Source organism: Paradesertivirga mongoliensis (assembly GCF_024436395.1).
Classification (GTDB): Bacteria; Bacteroidota; Bacteroidia; order Sphingobacteriales; family Sphingobacteriaceae; genus Paradesertivirga; species Paradesertivirga mongoliensis.
Map to the genome: position 1 here is coordinate 579,791 of NZ_JAFMZO010000001.1, position 21,643 is coordinate 601,433.

At 42.9% G+C, this 21,643-nt stretch carries 17 protein-coding genes; 13 read left to right on the top strand and 4 right to left on the bottom strand.

All coding sequences use genetic code 11. The features are described 5' to 3' along the window. Positions 1 to 3 precede the first annotated feature (3 nt). Positions 4 to 813, bottom strand: a complete 810-nt coding sequence (locus J3P43_RS02235; RefSeq protein ID WP_255898545.1) for a UbiA family prenyltransferase — start codon at positions 811 to 813, stop codon at positions 4 to 6. Between the two features lie 114 nt (positions 814 to 927). Between J3P43_RS02235 and J3P43_RS02240 the strand changes: the two genes are divergently transcribed. Genes J3P43_RS02240 through J3P43_RS02265 form a run of 6 tightly spaced genes read left to right on the top strand, consistent with a single transcriptional unit; the run spans position 928 to position 6,600 of the window. Then, on the top strand, positions 928 to 2,022 hold the full coding sequence (locus J3P43_RS02240; RefSeq protein WP_255898547.1) for a type III polyketide synthase: 1,095 nt from the start codon (positions 928 to 930) through the stop codon (positions 2,020 to 2,022). Then, entirely contained in the window at positions 2,022 to 2,738 is a 717-nt protein-coding gene (locus J3P43_RS02245; RefSeq protein ID WP_255898549.1) for a methyltransferase domain-containing protein, read from the top strand. The genes J3P43_RS02240 and J3P43_RS02245 overlap by 1 nt, the downstream gene beginning before the upstream one ends. Next, on the top strand, positions 2,719 to 3,831 hold the full coding sequence (locus tag J3P43_RS02250) for an NAD(P)/FAD-dependent oxidoreductase (protein ID WP_255898551.1): 1,113 nt from the start codon (positions 2,719 to 2,721) through the stop codon (positions 3,829 to 3,831). Before J3P43_RS02245 ends, J3P43_RS02250 begins: the two co-directional genes overlap by 20 nt. Positions 3,832 to 3,847: 16 nt before the next feature. Then, positions 3,848 to 4,891: a sensor histidine kinase gene (locus tag J3P43_RS02255; RefSeq protein ID WP_255898553.1), complete on the top strand. Its 1,044-nt coding sequence runs from the start codon at positions 3,848 to 3,850 to the stop codon at positions 4,889 to 4,891. 60 nt (positions 4,892 to 4,951) lie between these two features. Then, complete coding sequence (locus J3P43_RS02260) at positions 4,952 to 5,599, top strand: DUF47 domain-containing protein (protein ID WP_255898555.1); 648 nt, start codon at positions 4,952 to 4,954, stop codon at positions 5,597 to 5,599. Positions 5,600 to 5,610: 11 nt separating this feature from the next. Continuing rightward, a complete protein-coding gene (locus J3P43_RS02265) occupies positions 5,611 to 6,600 on the top strand; it encodes an inorganic phosphate transporter (RefSeq protein WP_255898557.1) in 990 nt (329 codons plus the stop codon). 1 nt (position 6,601) lies between these two features. On the opposite strand, the gene hisS is transcribed toward J3P43_RS02265, so the two are convergent. Then, a complete protein-coding gene (hisS, locus tag J3P43_RS02270) occupies positions 6,602 to 7,975 on the bottom strand; it encodes a histidine--tRNA ligase (protein WP_255898559.1) in 1,374 nt (457 codons plus the stop codon). Between the two features lie 131 nt (positions 7,976 to 8,106). Between hisS and J3P43_RS02275 the strand changes: the two genes are divergently transcribed. The 5 genes from J3P43_RS02275 to J3P43_RS02295 all read left to right on the top strand — a co-directional run bounded on the left by J3P43_RS02275 (position 8,107) and on the right by J3P43_RS02295 (position 12,939). Then, positions 8,107 to 8,955, top strand: a complete 849-nt coding sequence (locus J3P43_RS02275) for a hypothetical protein (RefSeq protein WP_255898561.1) — start codon at positions 8,107 to 8,109, stop codon at positions 8,953 to 8,955. Between the two features lies 1 nt (position 8,956). Then, positions 8,957 to 9,547, top strand: coding sequence for a hypothetical protein (locus tag J3P43_RS02280; protein ID WP_255898563.1), 591 nt, complete (start codon positions 8,957 to 8,959; stop codon positions 9,545 to 9,547). Between the two features lie 120 nt (positions 9,548 to 9,667). After that, positions 9,668 to 10,453: a metallophosphoesterase family protein gene (locus J3P43_RS02285; protein ID WP_255898565.1), complete on the top strand. Its 786-nt coding sequence runs from the start codon at positions 9,668 to 9,670 to the stop codon at positions 10,451 to 10,453. Then, a complete protein-coding gene (locus tag J3P43_RS02290; RefSeq protein ID WP_255898567.1) occupies positions 10,434 to 11,024 on the top strand; it encodes a hypothetical protein in 591 nt (196 codons plus the stop codon). Before J3P43_RS02285 ends, J3P43_RS02290 begins: the two co-directional genes overlap by 20 nt. 127 nt (positions 11,025 to 11,151) lie before the next feature. Beyond that, the gene (locus J3P43_RS02295; protein ID WP_255898569.1) at positions 11,152 to 12,939 is read left to right on the top strand and encodes an LTA synthase family protein; all 1,788 of its coding nucleotides are present in this window, start codon (positions 11,152 to 11,154) and stop codon (positions 12,937 to 12,939) included. A gap of 14 nt (positions 12,940 to 12,953) precedes the next feature. Here J3P43_RS02295 and galK read toward each other — a convergent pair whose 3' ends face one another. Both galK and J3P43_RS02305 read right to left on the bottom strand, forming a co-directional pair. Next, a complete protein-coding gene (galK, locus tag J3P43_RS02300) occupies positions 12,954 to 14,138 on the bottom strand; it encodes a galactokinase (protein WP_255898571.1) in 1,185 nt (394 codons plus the stop codon). A gap of 188 nt (positions 14,139 to 14,326) precedes the next feature. Then, complete coding sequence (locus J3P43_RS02305; protein ID WP_255898573.1) at positions 14,327 to 15,409, bottom strand: hypothetical protein; 1,083 nt, start codon at positions 15,407 to 15,409, stop codon at positions 14,327 to 14,329. A gap of 436 nt (positions 15,410 to 15,845) precedes the next feature. Between J3P43_RS02305 and J3P43_RS02310 the strand changes: the two genes are divergently transcribed. Both J3P43_RS02310 and J3P43_RS02315 read left to right on the top strand, forming a co-directional pair. Next, positions 15,846 to 16,286, top strand: coding sequence for a hypothetical protein (locus J3P43_RS02310; RefSeq protein WP_255898576.1), 441 nt, complete (start codon positions 15,846 to 15,848; stop codon positions 16,284 to 16,286). Positions 16,287 to 16,311: 25 nt separating this feature from the next. Further along, positions 16,312 to 21,498 (top strand): LamG-like jellyroll fold domain-containing protein, encoded by a 5,187-nt coding sequence (locus tag J3P43_RS02315; RefSeq protein WP_255898578.1) that lies wholly within the window; start codon positions 16,312 to 16,314, stop codon positions 21,496 to 21,498. Positions 21,499 to 21,643: the final 145 nt, after the last annotated feature.

Sequence of the window (21,643 nt, forward strand, 5' to 3'; positions counted from 1 at the left end):
TAATCATAAAAACAGCAGAACCAGAAAATACAATAACATAGCAGTTCCGCTAACCAGCGTCATTTTACTCATATTTTTAAAATTGGCTTGTGACCTGTCTTTCCTTAACCTCACAATCCATTTTATAAAAACAAATAGTACAGGTACGATAAAGACAACAAATAGCCAGAAATTTCGCAACTCACCAACTTCCGCCCAGTAAACAAACATCAAAACTGCAGCCAGTATAAAAAGCAATGAAGCGAAAACAAAAGTTCCGTTTACCCCTAAAAGAATACTTAAGGTTTTATCGCCTCTTTCTTTGTCTTCTTTATGCTGATAAACTTGTGTTAGAGGGTAAGAAGCACCAATCAGGCAGGAACAAATAAGTCCTGCAGTAAATATCCTCGCATCCCAAACCTCTATCAGGCTTTGACCCAACATTGCGCTGTAACTACTCCAATAAACAAAGGCTCCCTGAAAAATAAAAACCACCAAAAAACTTGTTATGGGGTATTTCTTCAGCCGCACCGAAGGATGGCTGTACAATTTGGATAATATCCCATAGATAAGAACTGCGAGAGAAAATTCAATATTAACCAAAAGCGCCAACAGGATGCCGGCCAAATCCAGTACTAAAGAAAATACGTATAAACTTTTGTCGGTTGCCGGTGGTTTTTCAAGGAGTGCAATGCTGCCCTCATCTTTATCAAAATAACTGTTGTAACCATTGCTCGCCGGATAAATAAACAGGTGCCAGGAAATAAAAATCAACACCGCGCTAACAACATCAACATCTTCTGCCTGTCCTAATGCAAAGAAATATACAGGCATCAGGAAAAAGGAAAATAAAAACCTCGAGTGCAATAGTGTTGATTTTGTGGGCAGATAATTCATCCGAAAACTTAAGGCATAAAAAATGGTTCTTAAATTAGAGAAAATTAATTAATGGGAAGTATTATTTCAGCAATCGGAACAGCTGCCCCGGTAAATCGTTTCTCCCAAGAGGAGATTCTGAAATTTATGGTCCGGGCTCATCAGCTCAATCCAACCGACTCCCAACGCCTTGAGAAATTATACAACCTGTCGGGAATCGATTACAGGCACTCTGTGATACCCGACTTTGGTTCTAGCAAAGGCGATTATAATTTCTTTGGAAATGGCGAAAACTTAGAACCCTTTCCTAAAACCCAAGAACGAAGTGCTCTTTATGAATCAACTGCCAAACATCTCGCCGCAGAGGCTATAAAAAACATTAAATATGGAGGTAATTCTCTGCCTGCTATCACTCATTTAATAACGGTGAGCTGTACCGGAATGTACGCCCCGGGCCTTGATATCGATATTATCGAATTACTGGGCCTGAACAAGAGCATTGAAAGAACTTGTATAAATTTCATGGGATGCTATGGAGCTTTTAATGCATTAAAAACTGCCGACTACATTTGCCGTGCCGATCAAACTGCAAAGGTTCTGGTAGTAGATATCGAGCTTTGCACACTCCATTTTCAACGTGAGAGCTGCCTTGAAAACTGGGTTGCTAACTCTCTTTTTGCAGATGGAGCGGCAGCCGTCCTGATCGAATCTGAATTGCACCGCAGCACTCAAACAGGCTTTCGCCTGAAAACCTTTTTTAACACGCTGGTTACAGAAGCGAAAGATGAAATGGCCTGGAGGATTGGTGATACCGGGTTTCAAATGCACCTTTCATCACACATTGCAAAAAATATCGGAAAAAAAATAAAGGAAGTAACCGCCTCACTGATTGAAAAATCGGGCTTAAGCAGAGCATCGATCTCTCATCTGGCGATTCACCCTGGCGGGAGAAGAATCCTGGAAGTTTGTGAAGATATGCTGGAATTACCCGAAGAGGCTCTGCAGCATTCGTACGACGTGCTGAAACAATACGGAAACATGTCCTCAGCCACTATACTTTTCGTATTACAAAAACTTCTTAGTGAAACCCAGCCCGGCGACAACATCATGAGTTTCGCCTTTGGGCCCGGGCTTACTTTCGAAAGCATGATTTTAGAAACGATCTGATGCCAGACTTCAGCAAGCGCAGTACCGAACCCGAAATGATGGATGACTTCTCTTTAGGGCAGGAAGTTATTAATCCCATTATGGACGAACTGGAGGTGGTAAATAAGCTCTTGGGTGGCTATCAGGTATTTTTTAGCGCCTTTAGAAACCTCGCCATAAAAGATGGTATGACCATCAGCGACTGGGGCTGTGGGGGTGGAGATTCATTGCGGATTTTGGCGCGGTGGGCTCGTGAAAAAAAGTTGAAACTCCATTTCGTAGGCGTAGATGCAACCGCTACCGCGATTGATTTCGCCAAAGAAAAAGCCAGAGATTATCCGGAAATAACATTTATACATGCAGATGTCCTCTCAGACAAATTACAAAGCCGACAGTTCGACATAGTAATTTCGAGCCTTTTTACACACCACTTTGAAAACGGCGACTGGATTAAACTTATTCAAAAAATGCTCGACTGTTGCACTCACGCTGTGGTTGTTAACGATCTGCACAGACACTGGTTTGCATATCGCTCTATTGGGATGCTTACACAGCTTTTTTCCAAATCCGAGATGGTGAAGCACGATTCTAAACTTTCGGTACTGCGAGGTTTTACGGCACAAGAGCTTAAAGATCTGTTAGAACAGGCCGGGATCGTTAACTATAGCCTTAAATGGATGTGGGCGTTTCGGTGGCAGCTAATCATATACAAGGATCATGGCTCTCCGCAAACATAAAATTGTTACCATTATTGGCGGAGGCCTATCCGGATTGACCTCGGCCTTGCTGTTAAACCGGGCAGGCTTTGAGGTTACGCTGGTAGAAAAGAAAACTTACCCGTTTCATCGCGTATGCGGAGAATACATTTCGAACGAGATCGTACCGTTTTTACAAACCCTGGATATAAAACCTTCTGATTTCTATGCTTCCTCAATTAACCGGCTGGCCATCAGTTCCGTTTCCGGAGAGACCTACAGCACCGGCTTAGACCTTGGCGGCTTTGGCATTAGCCGGTATATCTTTGATGAGTTTCTTTTCCTTAAAGCAAAAACAGAAGGAGTAAATTGTATTCAGGGGGTAAAAGTGAACGAGCTTACCTTCCGGGATAATATTTTTGAGACGCTGCTGGCCGACGGCACTACCCTCAGGTCAGACTTTGTAGTATCTGCCCATGGCAAACGCTCTAACCTCGACCGGCAACGCAGCTTCTTCCATCACAAAAGTCCGTACCTGGGTGTAAAATATCACATAAAAACAGATTTCCCGATAGATCTTGTTCAGTTGGATAACTTTGAAGGCGGTTATTGCGGCACTGTTAAGATTGAGCATGACCGCTATAATCTCTGTTATTTGAGTCAGACTTACCTGCTAAAAAAACACGGCACATTAAACGAATTAGAGGAAGAAGTATTATTTAAGAACCCTTTTTTAAAAGAGCGCTTTTTAAACGCCGACTTCCTAAACGAGAAACCCGAGGTGATTAACGAGATATCCTTTGAGAAAAAGCCTCTGGTAGAGAATCATATTCTTTATTGCGGCGATGCGGCAGGGATGATTAGTCCGCTTTGCGGCAACGGAATGGCAATGGCTATTCATTCAGCTAAAATACTATCCCAAAGCATTATTGAACACTGTGGCAATAGACAGGCTCTTGAAGCCTCGTACGAGATAAAATGGAATAATCTTTTTAAAAACCGTTTACTGATAGGGAGGGTTTCACAACAATTGTTTGGCAGCCGAAGTATATCAAAACTGGCTGTCAAAGGCCTGAATATGGTGCCGCGCTTATCGCAACTCATCATAAAAAGGACGCACGGACATCCATTTTAATGGTATAATTGTAAATATGAAACTCAGGGAATTGGTTTTTATAAACGCGTTTGTAGTTGCTATCTCACTGGCATTTATAAATTATTATTTTCAGCGCGACTGGTATTATTTTGTGTTGGCGTTCGGGGTTGCTTTGGTGATCTGCTATGCAGTTTTTTATTATCTGATAGAGCGATATGTGTACAGCAAAATCAAGTTGATCTACAAGCTTATCCACAACCTAAAACTCGGAAAAGACCTCAAAGATGCTCTTGGGGAATATGTAAGTAACGACCCGATCAATGATGTTGAACAGGAAGTAACCGAATGGGCAAGGGATAAAAAAATTGAAATCGAAGCCTTAAAAAATCAGGAGCAATTCAGACGCGAGTTTCTCGCCAATATTTCACACGAATTTAAAACCCCGCTTTTTGCCATACAGGGATATATTGAAGCCTTGCAAGAAGATGCAATGGATGATCAGGATCTGGCGCGCTCTTTTCTGCACAAAGCTTCAAGAAACATCGACCGGCTCACCTTGTTGGTGAAAGACTTAGATGTGATTTCTAAACTTGAAAGCGGCGAGGCTCCGATAAACTTTGAAAAGTTTGAAATCACCCATTTAATCAGAGATGTGATTGAGCAAATGGAGCATAAAGCCAAAAGTCATAAAATAGACCTGATTTTTAAAGATAAATACGACAGCTCTTTTTGGGTAAATGCCGACCGGGATAAAATTTGTCAGGTGCTGGTTAATTTGATTGACAACGGAATAAAATATGGTACGGAAAACGGCTTTGTGGCTATAAAGATCTTTGAGCTGCACGACCAGATTTTGCTTGAGGTAACCGACAATGGCTTGGGGATCGAAGAAAAACATCTTCCGAGGCTTTTCGAGCGGTTTTTCAGAACAGAACAGAGTCGTTCAAGGCAAATTGGCGGCTCAGGATTAGGTCTGGCTATTGTCAAGCACATCCTTGAGGCTCACCAACAAACCATCACTGTAAGAAGTACGGAAGGGGTGGGAACCACCTTTGCTTTCACTCTCGAAAAGGTAATGCCGAATATTATTACTGTGTGATGTTTGTTAACATTAAATTAACATTGAGGTAATATCTTTGTAACCTCCATAGAAAGCAATATGTCGTTAAACAACATTCTACAGTATTTCGTTCCCAAAGACAGGAAATTTTTTCCTCTTTTTGAGCAGGGCAGTGCAAACCTCATTAAAATAGCCCAGGTTTTGGTAGAGCTTCTAAACTCGACTGATGATAACCGTAAACAGGCTTTAACAAAGGAGATTGAGGACCTTGAGCACAAAGGAGATGAGATTACGCATCAGATATTTCTGGAATTAGGCAAAAACTTTATTACCCCTTTCGACAGGGAAGACATTCACGCCCTGGCAAGTGCTATCGATGATATTGCCGACTATATCCACGGTTCATCAACACGCCTGCAATTATACAAGATAAACGACATCACCCCGGCGATGAAAGAGCTCGGTTCCCTGATTCTTCAGGGATGCCAGGATATCGATAAAGCTATCATCGAATTAAAAAACCTCAGAAACTTGCGATTGATCGCTGAATCGTGCGTACGCATTAACAGCATGGAGAATCAGGCCGATACTGTTTTTGAAAGAGCGGTAGCCGATTTGTTTGAGTATGAGCAAGATGCAAAGGTGATCATCAAATATAAAGAAGTTTTGTCTGCCCTCGAGACCGCCACCGACAAATGCGAAGACGTAGCAAATGTAATGGAGTCTATTCTGGTTAAACACGCTTAATCACATAAAGAATGCTCACCACACTTCTTATTGTAGTAATTGCACTAGCCCTGATTTTCGATTTTATCAATGGCTTTCATGATGCAGCCAATTCTATCGCTACAATAGTTTCAACCAAGGTACTCTCGCCGCTGACGGCGGTAATCTGGGCTGCGTTTTTTAACATGGCTGCGTATTTCATTTTCCCGTTGCATGTGGCAGATACTATTGCAAAAACTGTAGATGCAACTTCTATTAATCTATCGGTAGTGGGCGCTGGTCTCACCGCCGCCATCGCCTGGAACCTGCTCACCTGGTGGCTCGGCATTCCTTCCAGCTCGTCGCATACCCTTATTGGAGGATTCGCTGGTGCGGCGGTTGCACATGGCGGCTTCGATGTGGTACGGTATTCTAAAGTAATGCCAACGGTTTACTTTATTGTGCTGGCTCCTTTGATAGGCATGATCATGTCGTACACTATTTCTATCATCACCATGCATCTCTGTAAAAGGGCTAATCCATCGAGGGTGGATAAAGTATTCAGGAGGCTTCAGCTGGTTTCGGCGGCTGCATATAGTTTGGGGCACGGTGGTAACGACGCCCAAAAAGTAATGGGTATTATCGGTGCGGCGCTTATTGCCGAAAACGTGATACCTGGCATGGAAGCCTTGCCGGTTTGGGTGCCGATAAGCTGTTATGCCGCCATCTCGATAGGTACGATGTTTGGGGGCTGGAAAATTGTAAAAACAATGGGACAGAAAGTAACTAAACTCTCTCCTTTCGAAGGATTTTCTGCGGAGAGTGCAGGGGCTTTAACCTTGTTTGGTACCGCGGCCTTAGGTATTCCGGTTTCAACCACGCATACTATTACAGGTTCTATTATGGGTGCGGGTATTACCAAACGAATCTCGGCTGTGAGGTGGGGCGTCACCATTAATATTATCTGGGCATGGGTGTTAACCATCCCCGTTTCGGCCCTGTTAGCAGCTTTAGTTTATTGGGTATTTATGCTTTTTGCTTAAATCAGGACGTTAAGACGTCGAGGAGCCCTTCTGCAGTAAGTTTTTGTTGTTCTCCAGTCTTCATATTCTTTAAAGTGAGTAAACCCGACTGCATTTCTTCGGTACCAACTAACAATACGAAGGGAATATTTTTGTGATCCGCATAAGCCATTTGCTTTTTTAGCTTTGCTGATGACGGGTAGAGTTCGGCGGCGACACCGGCATTGCGTAAGTTCGTAAGTATCGGCAATGCGTAGGACTCTGCATCTGTGTCAAAATTGGTGATAAGTACCATTGTTGTCTCTGCGGCATTTTGCGGAAACAGATTTAGCTCTTCTAACACATCATAAATCCGGTCAGCGCCAAAAGAGATTCCTACACCTGTCAAATCCTTTAAGCCAAACATACCGGTCAGGTCATCGTATCTCCCGCCTCCGCCTATGCTTCCCATGGCGACTTCATTGGTTTTCACTTCGAAAATGGCACCGGTATAATAGTTGAGGCCACGGGCAAGAGTAACATCTAATTCTACAACGGTTAAATCCGGAGAGAGGCTGCTTACCATTGATAAGATCGATTCAATTTCGGCAATTCCTTTTAAGCCGGTTTCCGAACTTAGCAACACTTGTTTAAGGCTTGCAATCTTCGTGTCATTGTTCCCTTCCAGAAGAATAACGGGCTTCAGTTTATCGATATCATCCTGACTAAAACCCCGGTCAAGGAGCTCTTTTATTACACCTTCCAAACCTATCTTATCAAGTTTATCGATGGCCACCGTGAGATCCACAATTAAATCTGGCTTACCAATTATTTCGGCTATGCCGGATAGAATTTTACGGTTATTTAGTTTGATGGTAAAATCTTTTAATCCCAGCTTGCTTAATGCTTCATTGTAAATTAAAATGAATTCCGCTTCATTAAGCAAACTCTCCGAACCCACTACATCAGCGTCGCATTGGTAAAATTCGCGGTAGCGTCCCTTTTGTGGTCTGTCGGCGCGCCAAACAGGTTGAATTTGAAAGCGCTTAAAAGGAAATGAGATCTCGTGCTGATGCATCACCACGTACCGGGCAAACGGAACTGTCAGATCATACCGCAGTGCTTTTTCAGAAATATCTCCTAATAACGATTGAGAATCAGGCGCCGCTAACTTTTCGGGTTTAACCTTTGAGAGATAATCTCCCGAGTTAAGGATTTTAAAAATCAGCTTATCCCCCTCATCCCCGTACTTTCCAGTCAATGTATCCAGATTCTCCATCGTAGGGGTTTGAATCTCCTGATAACCGAATTTTTTAAAAACCGACTTAATGGTATCAAAAATATAATTGCGCTTCACCATTTCTGAAGGTGAAAAATCTCTGGTGCCTTTTGGAACGGAGGGTTTAATACTCGCCATGGCGCAAAAGTACAAAATCAACGAATAGTATTTGTTCAGTTTATCGGGCAACTCCACCTACAAAAAAATAAAATCTTGTGTAGCGAAAAAATATATCCTTTCGTCTTGCAATCAATCTACAGGAATATATTATGATAAAGATTAAACGACTTATCCCTTGTATGATAGCAATGGGTTTGCTGAGCACTGCTGCAAACGCACAGGGCTTATTGAACAAAATCAAACAAAAAGCGGCCGAAGCAGCCGAAAAAGCGGTGGATCAAAAAACTGATGAGCTGCTTAAGGGAAAAAAGAAAAACGGCACAACTGGTGCCGATGCTTCAAATCCATTGGGCGGAGTGGAAGGCGGCCAGGGGGCATCTTATGGAAACACAGGATCGGGTGCATCATCTAACAAGCCGAGAAATACTGGTGGAGCAGGGATAGTTACCACCCCCCCCGATGTAAAGGAAAATTTAAACAGTGCCGAAACCGCTTTCAAAACATCCAATTACAGTGAAGCAAGGCAAGCTCTTCAGCAGGCAATTCTTGGTGTGGAAATGGAAATAGGCCAGCAGCTTCTTAAATCGATGCCAGAATCAGTTAATGGCTTAACAAAACAATCGGAAAAAGACCATGTAGTAAGTAGTGGATGGGGGTTTACTGGGCTCACCATTCGCCGGGAATATATGAAAGAGGATATGCAGCTTAGTATGACGATCGCGAATAATGCGATTATGATGAATGCGATTAACATGTTTCTTAGTAATGGGGCGTTTGCGCAAAGCTCGACCGATCAAAATTGGAAACAGACTAAGTTAAAAGGTAATAAAGCGATCATTCAGTTTGATCAAAGTTCTGGCTATAAGCTTAGCGTGCCCCTGGGGCAATCAACGCTTATTGTTTTTGAAGGTATTAATTTCAGTAATGAACAAGAGGTGATAAAAGCTGCAGAGCAGTTTGACGTCGAGTCGATCAAAAAAACATTGGGGGAAAAATAAGATGAAGCAGATCATTTTTACATTAGTTGCTTTTCTTGCGTTTGCCGGGTCAAACGCACAAGATTTTAATAAATATTTGGCTACAGCACGCACATCTTATACTGCCAAAAACTTAGACGACGCACGCTTCGCCATGCAACAAATGCTTCAGGACCTTGATGTTTTAACCGGAAAAGAGGCCCTTAAACTACTCCCCTCGAAACTAGCTGCGCTCACTGCAAATATGGCAAACGACAATGTTACCGGCAATTCCGGCTTCGCAGGAATTATGATTCAACGCGATTATGGAACTGGCGATAAAACCGCAGAGATTCAAATCATCGGAAATTCGCCTTTAATAGCGTCTATTAATGCAATACTATCTTTGCCCTTTGGAAACTCTAATGGAAATCAGAGAACAATAAGGCTTGATGGCTACAAAGCCTTGCTTCAGAAGCATACCGATTCCGAAAGCGGTAAAGTGTCTTACGAAATTCAGGTACCGCTAAATTCTTCACTGCTAACGCTGAAAGCCAATGGCTTATCGGAAGAAGAAGTACAAAAGCTAGCGGCGGCTATCCCAATTAGCAAACTGACCAGCCTGATCCAATAGTCATTTTAAAATACTTATAATATCGTTGCCAAACCCTTTTGGAGTGGCAGGGTTATATAATCACATATAGCTCTTGTTGTTTAACTGCACAACATTTCATTGTGTACTTAAAACAACAATATGAAAACGATAATATACCTTTTTCTTCTTCTTTCACTATGTTCGTGTGAGCTTATGGAGTACAGCCCGAATCAGGTATTCGATAAAAATACTCCAAGAGATTTAAACAAAAAGAACATTGCACGACTACTATCAGCTCCTGCGGATGATACTATACGTTTTGTACTGACCGGCGACAGCCAGCGTGCTTATAAAAATGCCGAAGATTTTGTACAGGTGGTAAATAAGATTGCCGGGATAGATTTCGTATTCCTCGCTGGAGATATTTCTGATTTTGGCCTTTTGGGCGAAATGGAATGGGTTGATGAAATATTCTCAAAACTCAAAACCCCTTACATAGGCGTAGTTGGAAATCATGACCTCGTGGCCAACGGAGAGAAGGTCTACACCCGAATGTATGGTCCGAAGGATTTCGGTTTTACCTATCAGGGCGTGAAGTTCGTATGCCATAACACCAATAGCCGCGAAACTAACTTCGACGGCAACGTGCCCAATATAAGCTGGTTAAAAAACGAGCTATTACCTTCTGAGGGGGTAGAAGCTTATGTAACTGTGGCCCACGTACCGCCTTTTTCGGGCGACTTTGATCAAAACCTTCAGAGAGAATATGTGAAGACTGTAAATTCCTGCAGCGCACTTGCTGCCTTGTATGCCCACAATCATAAAGAAGAAATACGCTATGAAAACAACATTCCTTTTATGGTTACCAACGCCATAATAAAGCGCCAGTTTTTACTGGTCGAGATAGTTAACGGAAAACTGAACTATGAAAGCGTGGAATATTAGGATAAGCGTGGTGATACTGCTGCTTTTTCCCGGTATCAGGCTTAAGGCACAGCTTCTGGAAACACTGAAACCCGACTACGTGGTTCTTCAGCATGCCGGAAGTATAGGTTATATGAGTATTGGCGGGGGGTATGAGCTTTTCAAAAACGATCGTGGAAGCCTTGAATTCGATTATGGCTACATTCCCAAAAACCGTGGAGGAACCCTCCACATTGCCACCACCAAATTTGCTTACCGGCCATTCCGGATAAAAATCAAAGACAAGGTGAGTATTTTCCCACTAAATCCGGGTGTATTCTTTTCTTATCATTTCGGAAAGCAATTTGGTCTCGGATTCGACAGAGATCAATACGGTAAGAGTTATTACGGCTGGTCTACGGCATTGAGAGGCCATATTTCGGTAAGTAACGAAATCAAATTGCATACGGGAAATAAAAATTCCGTAACGATATATTCAGAATTTAATACCAGCGACCTGTCTCTTGCAAGCATGTTTTACAAAAATAATAGCCAATGGCTTTCGCCAGAGGATATTGTTAAACTTGGAGTTGGGGTAAAAGTTGGCTTTTAATATCTAAGTCAAGCTTTAATCTTTATTTTTGCAAGCCTGTTATTCGGGATAGCATTGAATGATAAAGAGCCTTTCAGTTTTTCTACGTTATTGCATTTTCTGGCTTCTATTCTTTTCGGCGGAGCGATTGATTTTTCTACTCTCATCAGGCAGCAAACTTAAAGCTCTTCCTGCCGCTCAAATTGCAAAAAGCTTTTTAGTGGGTTTATGGATGGACACATCCATGGCAGGATACATCTGTGCTCTTCCTTTATTAATTTCTGCAATTTTATGGTTCTTGCCCCCATTTAGAACAACCGAACGAGTGTTAAAATGGTACAGCCTTACCTTAGTCATAATCTTCTCGATTATCTGTGTTTTCAACTTTAACATTTATCGGGAGTGGGGGTCGAAAATCAACCATAAAGCTCTCGACTTCGCCTTTAATTCTCCTAATGAAGCTATTGCCAGCGGTGCGTCATCGCCCATTTTTGCATCGTTACTAACTTTAGCTGTCTTAATCGCAGGCAGTTTGTGGCTCTTCAAAAAACTTGTCCGCTTTGATCTGGAGCGAAAAGTAACCACGCCATTCAAGGTTGGTATAGTATTACTTCTGATTGGTTTGAATTTCGTCGCGATACGGGGTGGATTACAGCTTTCGCCGATGAATGAAAGCATGGCGTACTATTCACAAACCCCTTTACTGAACCATGCAGCGGTAAACACAGAGTGGTCACTTATGCGGGATATCTTAAAAAATAATTCCAGCAAAAACCCGTATCAATACTATCCCCAGACAACAGCTGAGTCGTTGCTAAAAGACGTTTTGAGAAAACCTCAGTTGCCAGGAGTTCAAGTCCTTACTGCAAGCCGGCCAAATGTTGTGCTGATTATCATGGAGAGCTTCACCGCAGATGTGGTTGAAAGTTTGGGCGGAGAAGAAGGTATTGCCCCGCAAATAGAGAAACTTGCTTCCGACGGGATAATGTTTGACAGCATTTACGCATCGGGCGACCGTACAGATAAAGGCGTGGTTGCTATTTTAAATGCCTTTCCATCTCAGGCGATACGAAGCATCATGAAGCTGAGCAGCAAACAGGAGAAACTTCCCTCAATGGCAAAAACCTTTCGCAAATACGGATATCAAACTACCTTCTTTTATGGCGGTGAGAGTGAATTCTTCAATATGAAATCGTACCTCTTAAGTCATAACTATCAGAAAATAATCGAGAAAGACGATTTCGATAAGAAAGATATGAATTCTAAATGGGGAGCTTATGACGACGTGGTGTTCGATAAACTGATTCACACATCAACTAATGCCCCCCAGCCTTTCTTTTACACCTTATTAACTTTAACACATCACGAGCCTTTTGAAGTTCCGGGTAAACCAAGATTTGCCGGCGCACAGGTCGAAGATAAATTTCGGAGCACTGCCTTTTATGCAGACTCATGTCTTGGCGATTTTATCCGAAAAGCCAAAAGCCAGCCCTGGTATAAAAACACCCTTTTTGTAGTAGTAGCCGATCATGGGCATCGTTTACCCCGAAACAAATGGGAAATATATCATCCCAACCGTTACAGAATACCGCTGCTATTTTTTGGAGAAGTTATTAAGCCGGAGTTTCGGGGAACCCGGGTACCAAAAATCGCCAGCCAGACAGACATCGCATCAACATTATTTACACAATTAGATTTTGAGTCTGATGAGTTTAAATGGAGCAGGAACATTCTTAATACCGGGACGAAGGGATTCGCATTTTTTGATTGGGATAACGGTTTTGGAGTAGTTAGTTCAGAGCAAAGTATCTCCTTTGACAATACCGGTAAAAATATTATTCAGAAAAAAAATCCTGACAGGGCGGGCGACGAACAACTACTTGGTTACGGCAAAGCTTACATGCAGCAGGTTTTTCAAGATTACTTAAATTACTGATAGCCGAAAAACAATTAAACTGCCTGGTTTAATACCGGTACAGCTACTTCCTCAATTCCATTTCCGATTTGAACTACATACACCTTCAGATCTTTGTCGAATTTCTCTTTATACTTGATTTTGACTTCTTTAATAACCTCGTCAGCCACATCGTTTTCAATCAAATTGAGTGTGCAACCGCCAAAGCCTGCACCCATCATTCGCGAGCCTAAAACTCCGGCCATTTGTCTGGTAGTGTCCACCAGGAAGTCGCATTCATCGCAGCTTATTTTATAAAGATCTCTTAAGCCATAATGATTCTCGAACATACGCTGACCTACGGCCTTAAAATCGTTGCTTTGGAGATCGGTACATATTTTTTCCAATCGCTCCATTTCCTGAACCACATAGAGACAGCGCGCATAAGCCTCTTCATCAACAGGCTTTACATATTGCAGGAGCATGGGTTCGCTCACGTCCGACAGGCCTTCAACCGAAGGAACCGACTGTTTCACCAGGTTCACACCCATTTGGCAATAGTTTCTTAACTCTTCGAAAGCTGAAGACATCTTTACGAAATTATGCCTGATCCTCGAATCGAAAAGAACTATCTGAATATTTTCCGCCTGAAAAGGCACATATACATGTTCTTCTGTTTTACAGTTCAATTTCACCAAATGTCCTTCTTTTCCGAACTGATTAGCGTACTGATCCATTAAGCCACATTTTACATTGAGATAATTGTGTTCAGCCGCTACACATAATTTTGCGATCTCTAACTTGGATAAGTTTGCATTAAAGAGCTTATTCAATGCATAAGCCGCCGCGCAGGTAAGCGCCGCCGACGAAGACATTCCGGCCGAAAGCGGAATATCGCCACCGAAAACGATATTGACGCCCGACAAATATTTTCCGGCTTTTTTAAATTCATTGATCACCCCTAAAATATAATTCGGCCAAAGCTTCCAGGCGGGCTCAAGTTTATCGAGTGAACCTTTATACTGATCCTCAAAATCAGCCGCATCGATATTGATGTCGTTGTCGGCCCTTATTCCTATCGCCAAATAGATATTTTTATTGACAGTTCCTGGCAACACACATCCCAAATTATAATCTGTATGCTCTCCGATAAGGTTAATACGACCAGGGGAACGAATTAATAAGGGTTCTGCATTGTATTTTTGCTGATATAGATTGGCTACTGTTTTAAGTATCCCCATAATTTTAGTTTTTAGGTTTTAATCGGTATGCATTTCATACTGAACCAGTTTCTGGACGTATGGAAATCGTTTACGAAATTATTGCCCTAAAGTTTAGAAAATTATTCAAGGAGATGAAACATTGTGAAAGGCCGACTGAAGCTGAGACGCAAGTAGTAGCATAATGCCGGCTAAACACAGTAAAGATGCTAAAATGCAAGTCTGAGCGATAAACCGAACCTGCCGGCATCAACATTGGCGCCAGGAGAGAGATAAAAGTTAGGGCGCCAATCGACGCTGATATTTAACGGCGAACCCTGAAGGGCGTACTCAAGGCCTGTTACCGGTACCAGAGCAATCGAAGTAGACCCCTCAGCCAGTAAAAGCTGGGGACCAATACCAATATACCAGTTCAACCCCGGAGCGCCTTTTAAAGGATAGGCTTGTTCTACCTGAGCGCCCAGGCCTACCAGGTTGTCTTCAAAGAAAACAATAGCTGCATCGAGCGATAAATTTCGGTTAAGTCTATGTTTATAGTTAGGACCCAGGCCACTCACGCCATTCCCAACGTCTACTCTCAACCCAATAGCATTAGTTGGGGATTGACTTTGAGCGCCAACTCCGGATCTTCTGGCCGGTGTGGCCTGGGGTCGGGTCCGCTTCGAACCTGGCTGGGATCTGGTTTTGGCCACCACAGTTTTCTTTTCGGGTGCAGATTCGGGCTTATCCTGCTGTTCAACTTCCGGCGCAGGTTTGTTGGCAAGCGTTTCTTTTGGCGGAGCGGGTTTTGGCGACTCCGGCGGACCTGGATTATCCACTTTTGCTGAAGCAGGAGCAGAAGGTTGCTTTCCACTTTGGACAGGCTTTTTCAAAGCTGCCAGTTCTCTTGCCTGCACCTGGTCGGTCTGAGCATTCATTTCAGAGATTTTAGTGATTCTTGCCGCCATGCTCCCCGAAATATCCCGCTTATACTTCACATTAATTTTAAAAACTGACGGAGATGTTGAGGAAATTACACCGGCAACAGAACCTGGCACAGTCGCTTTCGCCTGCGGTTTTAAGCCAACCCATTTTTTATTCGCATTGTAATAAAAAGTGTTCTTACTTCTGTTGCTGAAGCTTACATATTTGCCGTTGCACGACACCTTTCCGGCTTTATCAGTAACCTGGGCCACTACACTTGCCTGAATATAAAGTTCAGGATTTACATAACAACTAATAGAAACAGTACTTTCTTCCTGAGCCAGTGCGATAGTATGAACGAATGGCAGTAGCAGAAGAAAGTATCTCATATGGTGTATTTTGAAGATAGATATTGGGATTTGTATTACAAATACCGAGTCGATTTGTTTTGGCTTTGCAGCTAATATCCGATCACGTAAGTCAGATAAGCTGTATCTCGAAGAGTTTACATACAAAAGCGAGCTGCAAAATGTGCCCTTTCTGAGAAAAAACCGGAAAGTTACTCACAATTTCGCGGCCATGAGTTTCATATAATGAAACTATTTTTCATAATGGCCGCGCCATTTTAACCCTAATTATATATATCCACAGCACTTCCCCTTATTTCCCCATATGGAGGAGATATTTCTTCATATAACATATATATGTGTTTTATAGCAAGTGATTTAACAACTAGAATAATTATTTTAACTTAGCCACCGACTAACGTATTATAAGTCAGAAAGTTTCAATTATTTAAAAATAAATTCACCTAACCCTTATCGAATGTTTAAACTTTTACAATTCAGCCGCCTGCATTTAGGCGGCATTTGCTGTTGCCTTTTGTTGGCGCTCCAATTATTCATCGCTGTTCCGGCTGCACAGGCTACGGTTCTGCGAAGGGGAATCACCTCGGTAGCCGACACTGGTAAAGCTACTATCAGCGCAGGCTACAACATTGTGGTTTCATCCACGGACAAACCCACCTCCAACTACATCGCTGATATAAAAGCATCTGATCTCGGATCGGAAGAAGAAGTTAAAAGCTTTTTTAGGAACTACTCTGATAATGTAGTATCATTTAAAGTGGATTATGACAAATTGGTTGTCTATATCCAGTTTCTGCCGCCAGCAGACGGCGCCCACGAGTTCGCGGGCACAGAAGACAGGAACAACTATTTAAAAACCAAACTACTGACCTACACTAACCTTAAAAACGAGTTGTAGGAACCTGAATTAACCCCTCAAACAAATGAAGACAAAAAATATTTTCAGGTTCCTGACGGTGATGCTATTGATGCTAACCGGAACCGGATTTGTGCAAAAGGCACTGGCACAATCAACTATCATAATCAATAATCTCACAGGAGGAAACTCTCAACACACTTCTTGTATTGGAACCACCTGGAGTAAACATGAATGGAATATTATTTTTCCGGCAAGTTACCGGGGAAACACCATTAGAAATGCGGTTCTCTACTACCGTAGAGGAACGAACGATAATACTACTATCGTTAACGGAGCATTTACTTCTGGCGATAACGGAGCATTTTTAGTTAACGCAGTTACCGCAACCGGATTAACAAATTTTACTCCTGCAGGAACTACTCAAACCGGCAGCTATTATAAATTTGACTTTACAGGCCAAACATTATCTATCCCCGCCGATGGTATACTTTGGTTCCGGTTTAACGCAACTACAGGCTCATGCTCACAATACCGTAACGATATAGGAGGCTCGTTATATACCTCTACTTACCAGCAATCAGACAACATCAGATCAGGATTCACCTCATTTCTGATTGAGGGCGATAACGGCGGCGCGCTTAATTTCGACGGCCAAAACGATTACGTAGCAGTTAACAATCCCTTTACAGCATTCGGTAAAGAACTTACTGTTGAATGGACTGCAAATATCGATGCATCGAGTGTAATGGGTTCCGGAATATCACAATCTACGGCTAACGTTGATAATATGGCTTCAGACGTCTGGATGATGCATTACAACGGTGACGGCACCATGAACTTCTATGTAAATGATAATGGCAGCTGGAAAACAGCGGGAGCCAATGTGCCGGCAGGCTGGCATAAATGGACCGGTGTAGCTAATGCATATTCTATTAACCTTTATATGGACGGCAACCTGGTTGCCACCACTCCTAATGGTATTACATCCGGTATCAAAAACAATGCTAATTCAGTAATTCATTTAGGAAAAGACAGCCGCTGGACCAGCAGGTTTATGAAGGGCGGTATTGATGAAGTCCGCATCTGGAGCCGTGCATTATGTGCCGGCGAAATACTAAATAACCTCAACGGCGAGCTTTCCGGCACACAAACCGGACTACAGGAATACTATAAATTTAACCACGGAGCAGCACAGGGCAATAACGCCGGAATCACTTCATTAACTGATTTTAGCGGAAATAACCGAAATGGTGCTCTTATCAACTTTGCATTAACCGGCACCACTTCAAATTGGATCGCTGGGGCAATAAGCGGTTCTGCCCCAGTGTTTGCAGCGCCTTCAATCACTGCCTCTAACAACGGTCCGGTTACGGCAGGTTCTGCCATTAACCTTGCTGCTACAGGAACCGGGACTTTTGCATGGACAGGACCTAATGGATTTACTTCTGCTTTGCAAAACCCTTCTATATCCAATGCAAGCAGCGCAAATGCCGGTACTTATACAGTTACAATAAATCAAAATGGATGTACCAATACCGCATCAACCAATGTCGTTGTTCTAAGCACACCTGCGCGTGCTTTAAGTTTCGGTGGAAGTAATGATTATGTAAACCTTGGTTCCCTGCTTCCTTCTAACGCTTCCTTCACCAAAGAGGCGTGGATTTTGAGCACTGATGCAAATAGCGCAAACAATATTTTCTCAACTAACGCGGATCCGATTTGGATTCCCAATGGAACTTTGAGCGTGGGACAAGCTGGTAATTATCAAGTGATCACCGACACTAATCCTTTCGCGCTAAACACGTGGACACACGTTGCTGTAGCGTATGATCAACCGGCCAAAACCCTTAAATTGTACGTTAATGGTATTCTAAAAGCAAGTACATTAAATGCACCTGCTTATGCTGGTGGTACTATATTTTTAGGACATCATGCAGGCGGCAGCGGAAACTCCAGTATAAAAATGGATGAAGTACGTTTTTGGAATCGTGCGTTGTGTCAGGGTGAAATTCAGAGTAATATGAACGCTGAATTGAATCCAGCCTCTCAAAGTGGCTTAATCGCTTTGTATCACGCTAACCAGGGTTTCGTAAGTGCCAATAACAGCGCCGAAACTACGCTATCAGATGCAAGTGGCAACAACAAAAACGGTACGCTTGCTAATTTCGCTTTAACCGGCTCAAGCTCCAACTGGACCGAAGGACCAGTTACAGGAACGGCGCCAGCTTTCGTTCCTCCGACAGCTTCTTTCACTGCCAACGGACCTCTTGCTTTTTGCCCTTCTGGTTCAGTAACTTTTACTGCAGACCCGGGAAGTGGATTCACTTACCAGTGGACCAAAAACGGCTTACCAATTGAAGGCGCCAATGCGGTTTCTTACAATGCGAATGCTAGTGGAAGCTACAATGTGATCATTACTCAGAATGGCTGTACTGCAAGTGCAGAAGCGTTGCAAGTGGTGGTTGAAGATCTAGTCGCACCCACGGTGTCGAAGCTTCAGGATGCGATTATTGACTTAGACAACAACTGTTCATTTATTATGCCGGATTACCGGAGTCAGCTTTCAATCGGCGACAATTGTACTCCTATAACTTCACTGATCGTTACACAAACTCCGTCACCAGGAACCGAATTAACCGGAGCGGAATCGATATCGGTTTCATTCAGCGTGAAGGATCTTTCAGGAAATGATACTACATCTTCATTCACCCTCGTGAAACGTGATGTAACCGCCCCAACTGTAGCAGCCAAAAATTACACCCTTTATCTTGGAGCAAACGGAGCAGGAACATTAACTACTTCGGATGTTAATAATAACTCATTTGATGGATGCGGCCCTGTTGCTTTATCTTTCAGCAATGCAGGTAAAATCTGCGCAATAGCAAATGAAAATGGAACTCTTTCACTTACTGCACCTCAAGGGGCGGTATTTACTTCGATTGATTTCGCCAGCTATGGAAATGCTACAGGCAGCTGCGGAAACTTCGTTCAGGGATGGTGTAATTCATCTCTTAGCCAATCTAGAGTAGAGGCCGCTTTTCTGGGAAAAAATTCAGGAAGCATCGTTGCAAACAATGGAAACTTCGGCGACCCTTGTTATGGCACCGTTAAGAGGCTAGTTGTTCAGGCTAGTTATTCTATCCCTGGAGTTTCTGCCAACGGAGAGTCTGTGTCTTTTACATGCAACCAGGTAGGAAATAATACTGTAACCCTTATTGGTTCGGATGGCAGTGGAAATGTTGCTAACGCTACTGCGATAGTAACAGTCATAGATTCTGTTAAACCAAAAGCTTTGGCTCAGAATATCATCGTTCAGCTTGACGCCTCTGGTCATGCTTTCACAACTGCCGAAGCAGTAAATAACGGCTCAACAGATGCTTGCGGTATCGCATCTGTTACACTTTCTAAAACTGCTTTCGATTGCTCGAATGTAGGTGAAAACACGGTAGTCTTAACAGTTACCGATGTGAACGGCAACGTTTCTACGGCGAATGCCACCATAACTGTTGAAGATAAAGTAGCGCCGGCGGCCATGGCTCAAAATGTAACCATTCACCTTGATGCAAGTGGTAACGCTTCGACAACTGCCGAGGCGGTGAACAATGGTTCTGCCGATGCTTGTGGCATCGAATCGATTACTTTGTCTAAAACCGCTTTCGACTGCTCCAATGTGGGTGAAAACACCACAGTACTGACTGTTACTGATGTAAACGGCAATGTTTCTACTGTTAATGCTATCGTAACTGTTCTGGATAACATCGCTCCGGCTGCTCTAGCTCAAAACGTCACTGTTCAATTAAATGCTTTCGGAAATGCTTCAACAACTGCTGCTTTAGTGAACAACGGCTCTGCTGACGCTTGCGGAATCAAATCTATCACATTATCTAAGACTGATTTCGATTGCTCGAATGTAGGGGAAAACACGGTAGTCTTAACAGTTACCGATGTGAATGGTAACGTTTCTACTGCAAATGCTATCGTAACTGTTCAGGACAACATCGCTCCAGCCATAATTACCCGGAATGTAGTTGTTCAATTGAATGCTAACGGTCAAGGATCTATCACAGAGCCTCAAATTGACAACGGATCTTCTGACAATTGTTCGATTGCTTCTTACAGCCTCGACAAGAGATCATTCGACTGTTCTAATGTTGGCCCGAACACAGTAGTCTTAACAGTTACTGATATAAATGGAAATGTTTCTACTGCAAATGCTACAGTTACCGTGGAAGATAATATTGCCCCACTTGCTTTAGCAAAAAACATCCAGGTAACGCTTGTAAACGGTGCAGCTTCTATTACAGCAGCTTTAATCGACAATGGTTCTAACGACGCTTGCGGAATTCAATCACTCGCTATCGACAAATCATCATTCGATTGTTCAAACCTGGGCCAAAACACTGTAGTGCTTACTGTAACCGATAAAAATTATAATGTATCTACAACCACCGCGGTTGTAAACGTAATAGGTGTTACACCGGTTGCATCTATCGCGGTAAGCAGAAGTAATAATACGTTCACCGGATTAGACAGTAAAACCATTGCTTTAGGTTACGGTGCTCAAAGCTTAACGCTTACTGCTTCAAATTCAACGTCGGCCAGCAACGCCACTACCTATGCCTGGCATCCATCTGCAGGCTTAAGCAGCGCAAACGTGGCCAACCCGGTATTTACGCCAACAGCTGCTGGCACTTACACTTTCAACGTAATTGCAACCAACGAGTTTGGCTGCACTGCATCATCTACGGTAACAATAACGGTTCTGGATGTACGCTGCGGCAGCAAAAACGAGAAGGTATTAGTTTGTCAGAAAACCGGAAGCGGCTCTAACCCCTGGGTTCAAATCTGTATAAGCCCGAATGCTGTAGACGCTCACCTGAAAAAAGGCAGCACGCTTGGTACCTGCGGTACAACAAGCTCAACTACACTGGCATCTTCACCGGAAAATGAAACATTAACACTTTCAAATTCCCTGAACGTATCTAGCAAAAATTCGCTAACTGTTTATCCAAACCCTTTTGTAAGTGAAACTACTGTTTCGTTTACACTGATCTCTGATGCGGTGAAAGTATCTTTAGATCTGTATGACTTAAAAGGTGTAAGAATTAGCAATATCTATTCGGGGAACGCTGAAGCTTTCAGAAACTACAGCTTCCGGTTCGATGGAAAATCTGTTCCGGCCGGAGTTTATTTCTTCAGACTCTCAGGCAGCGGAAACGCCCTCAATTTTAAAGTTATTGTAAGCCAATAACTCACAATTCAAAAAACCCCTGCACTGTAGTAAGTGCGGGGGTTTTTATTTTAAGATATCAGTCGCCGACGGTATCGCATCATGAGATTTCTATCGAACCCCGAAATTCGAACTGTACAACACCTCTTAGCTAACCCAAAATTCG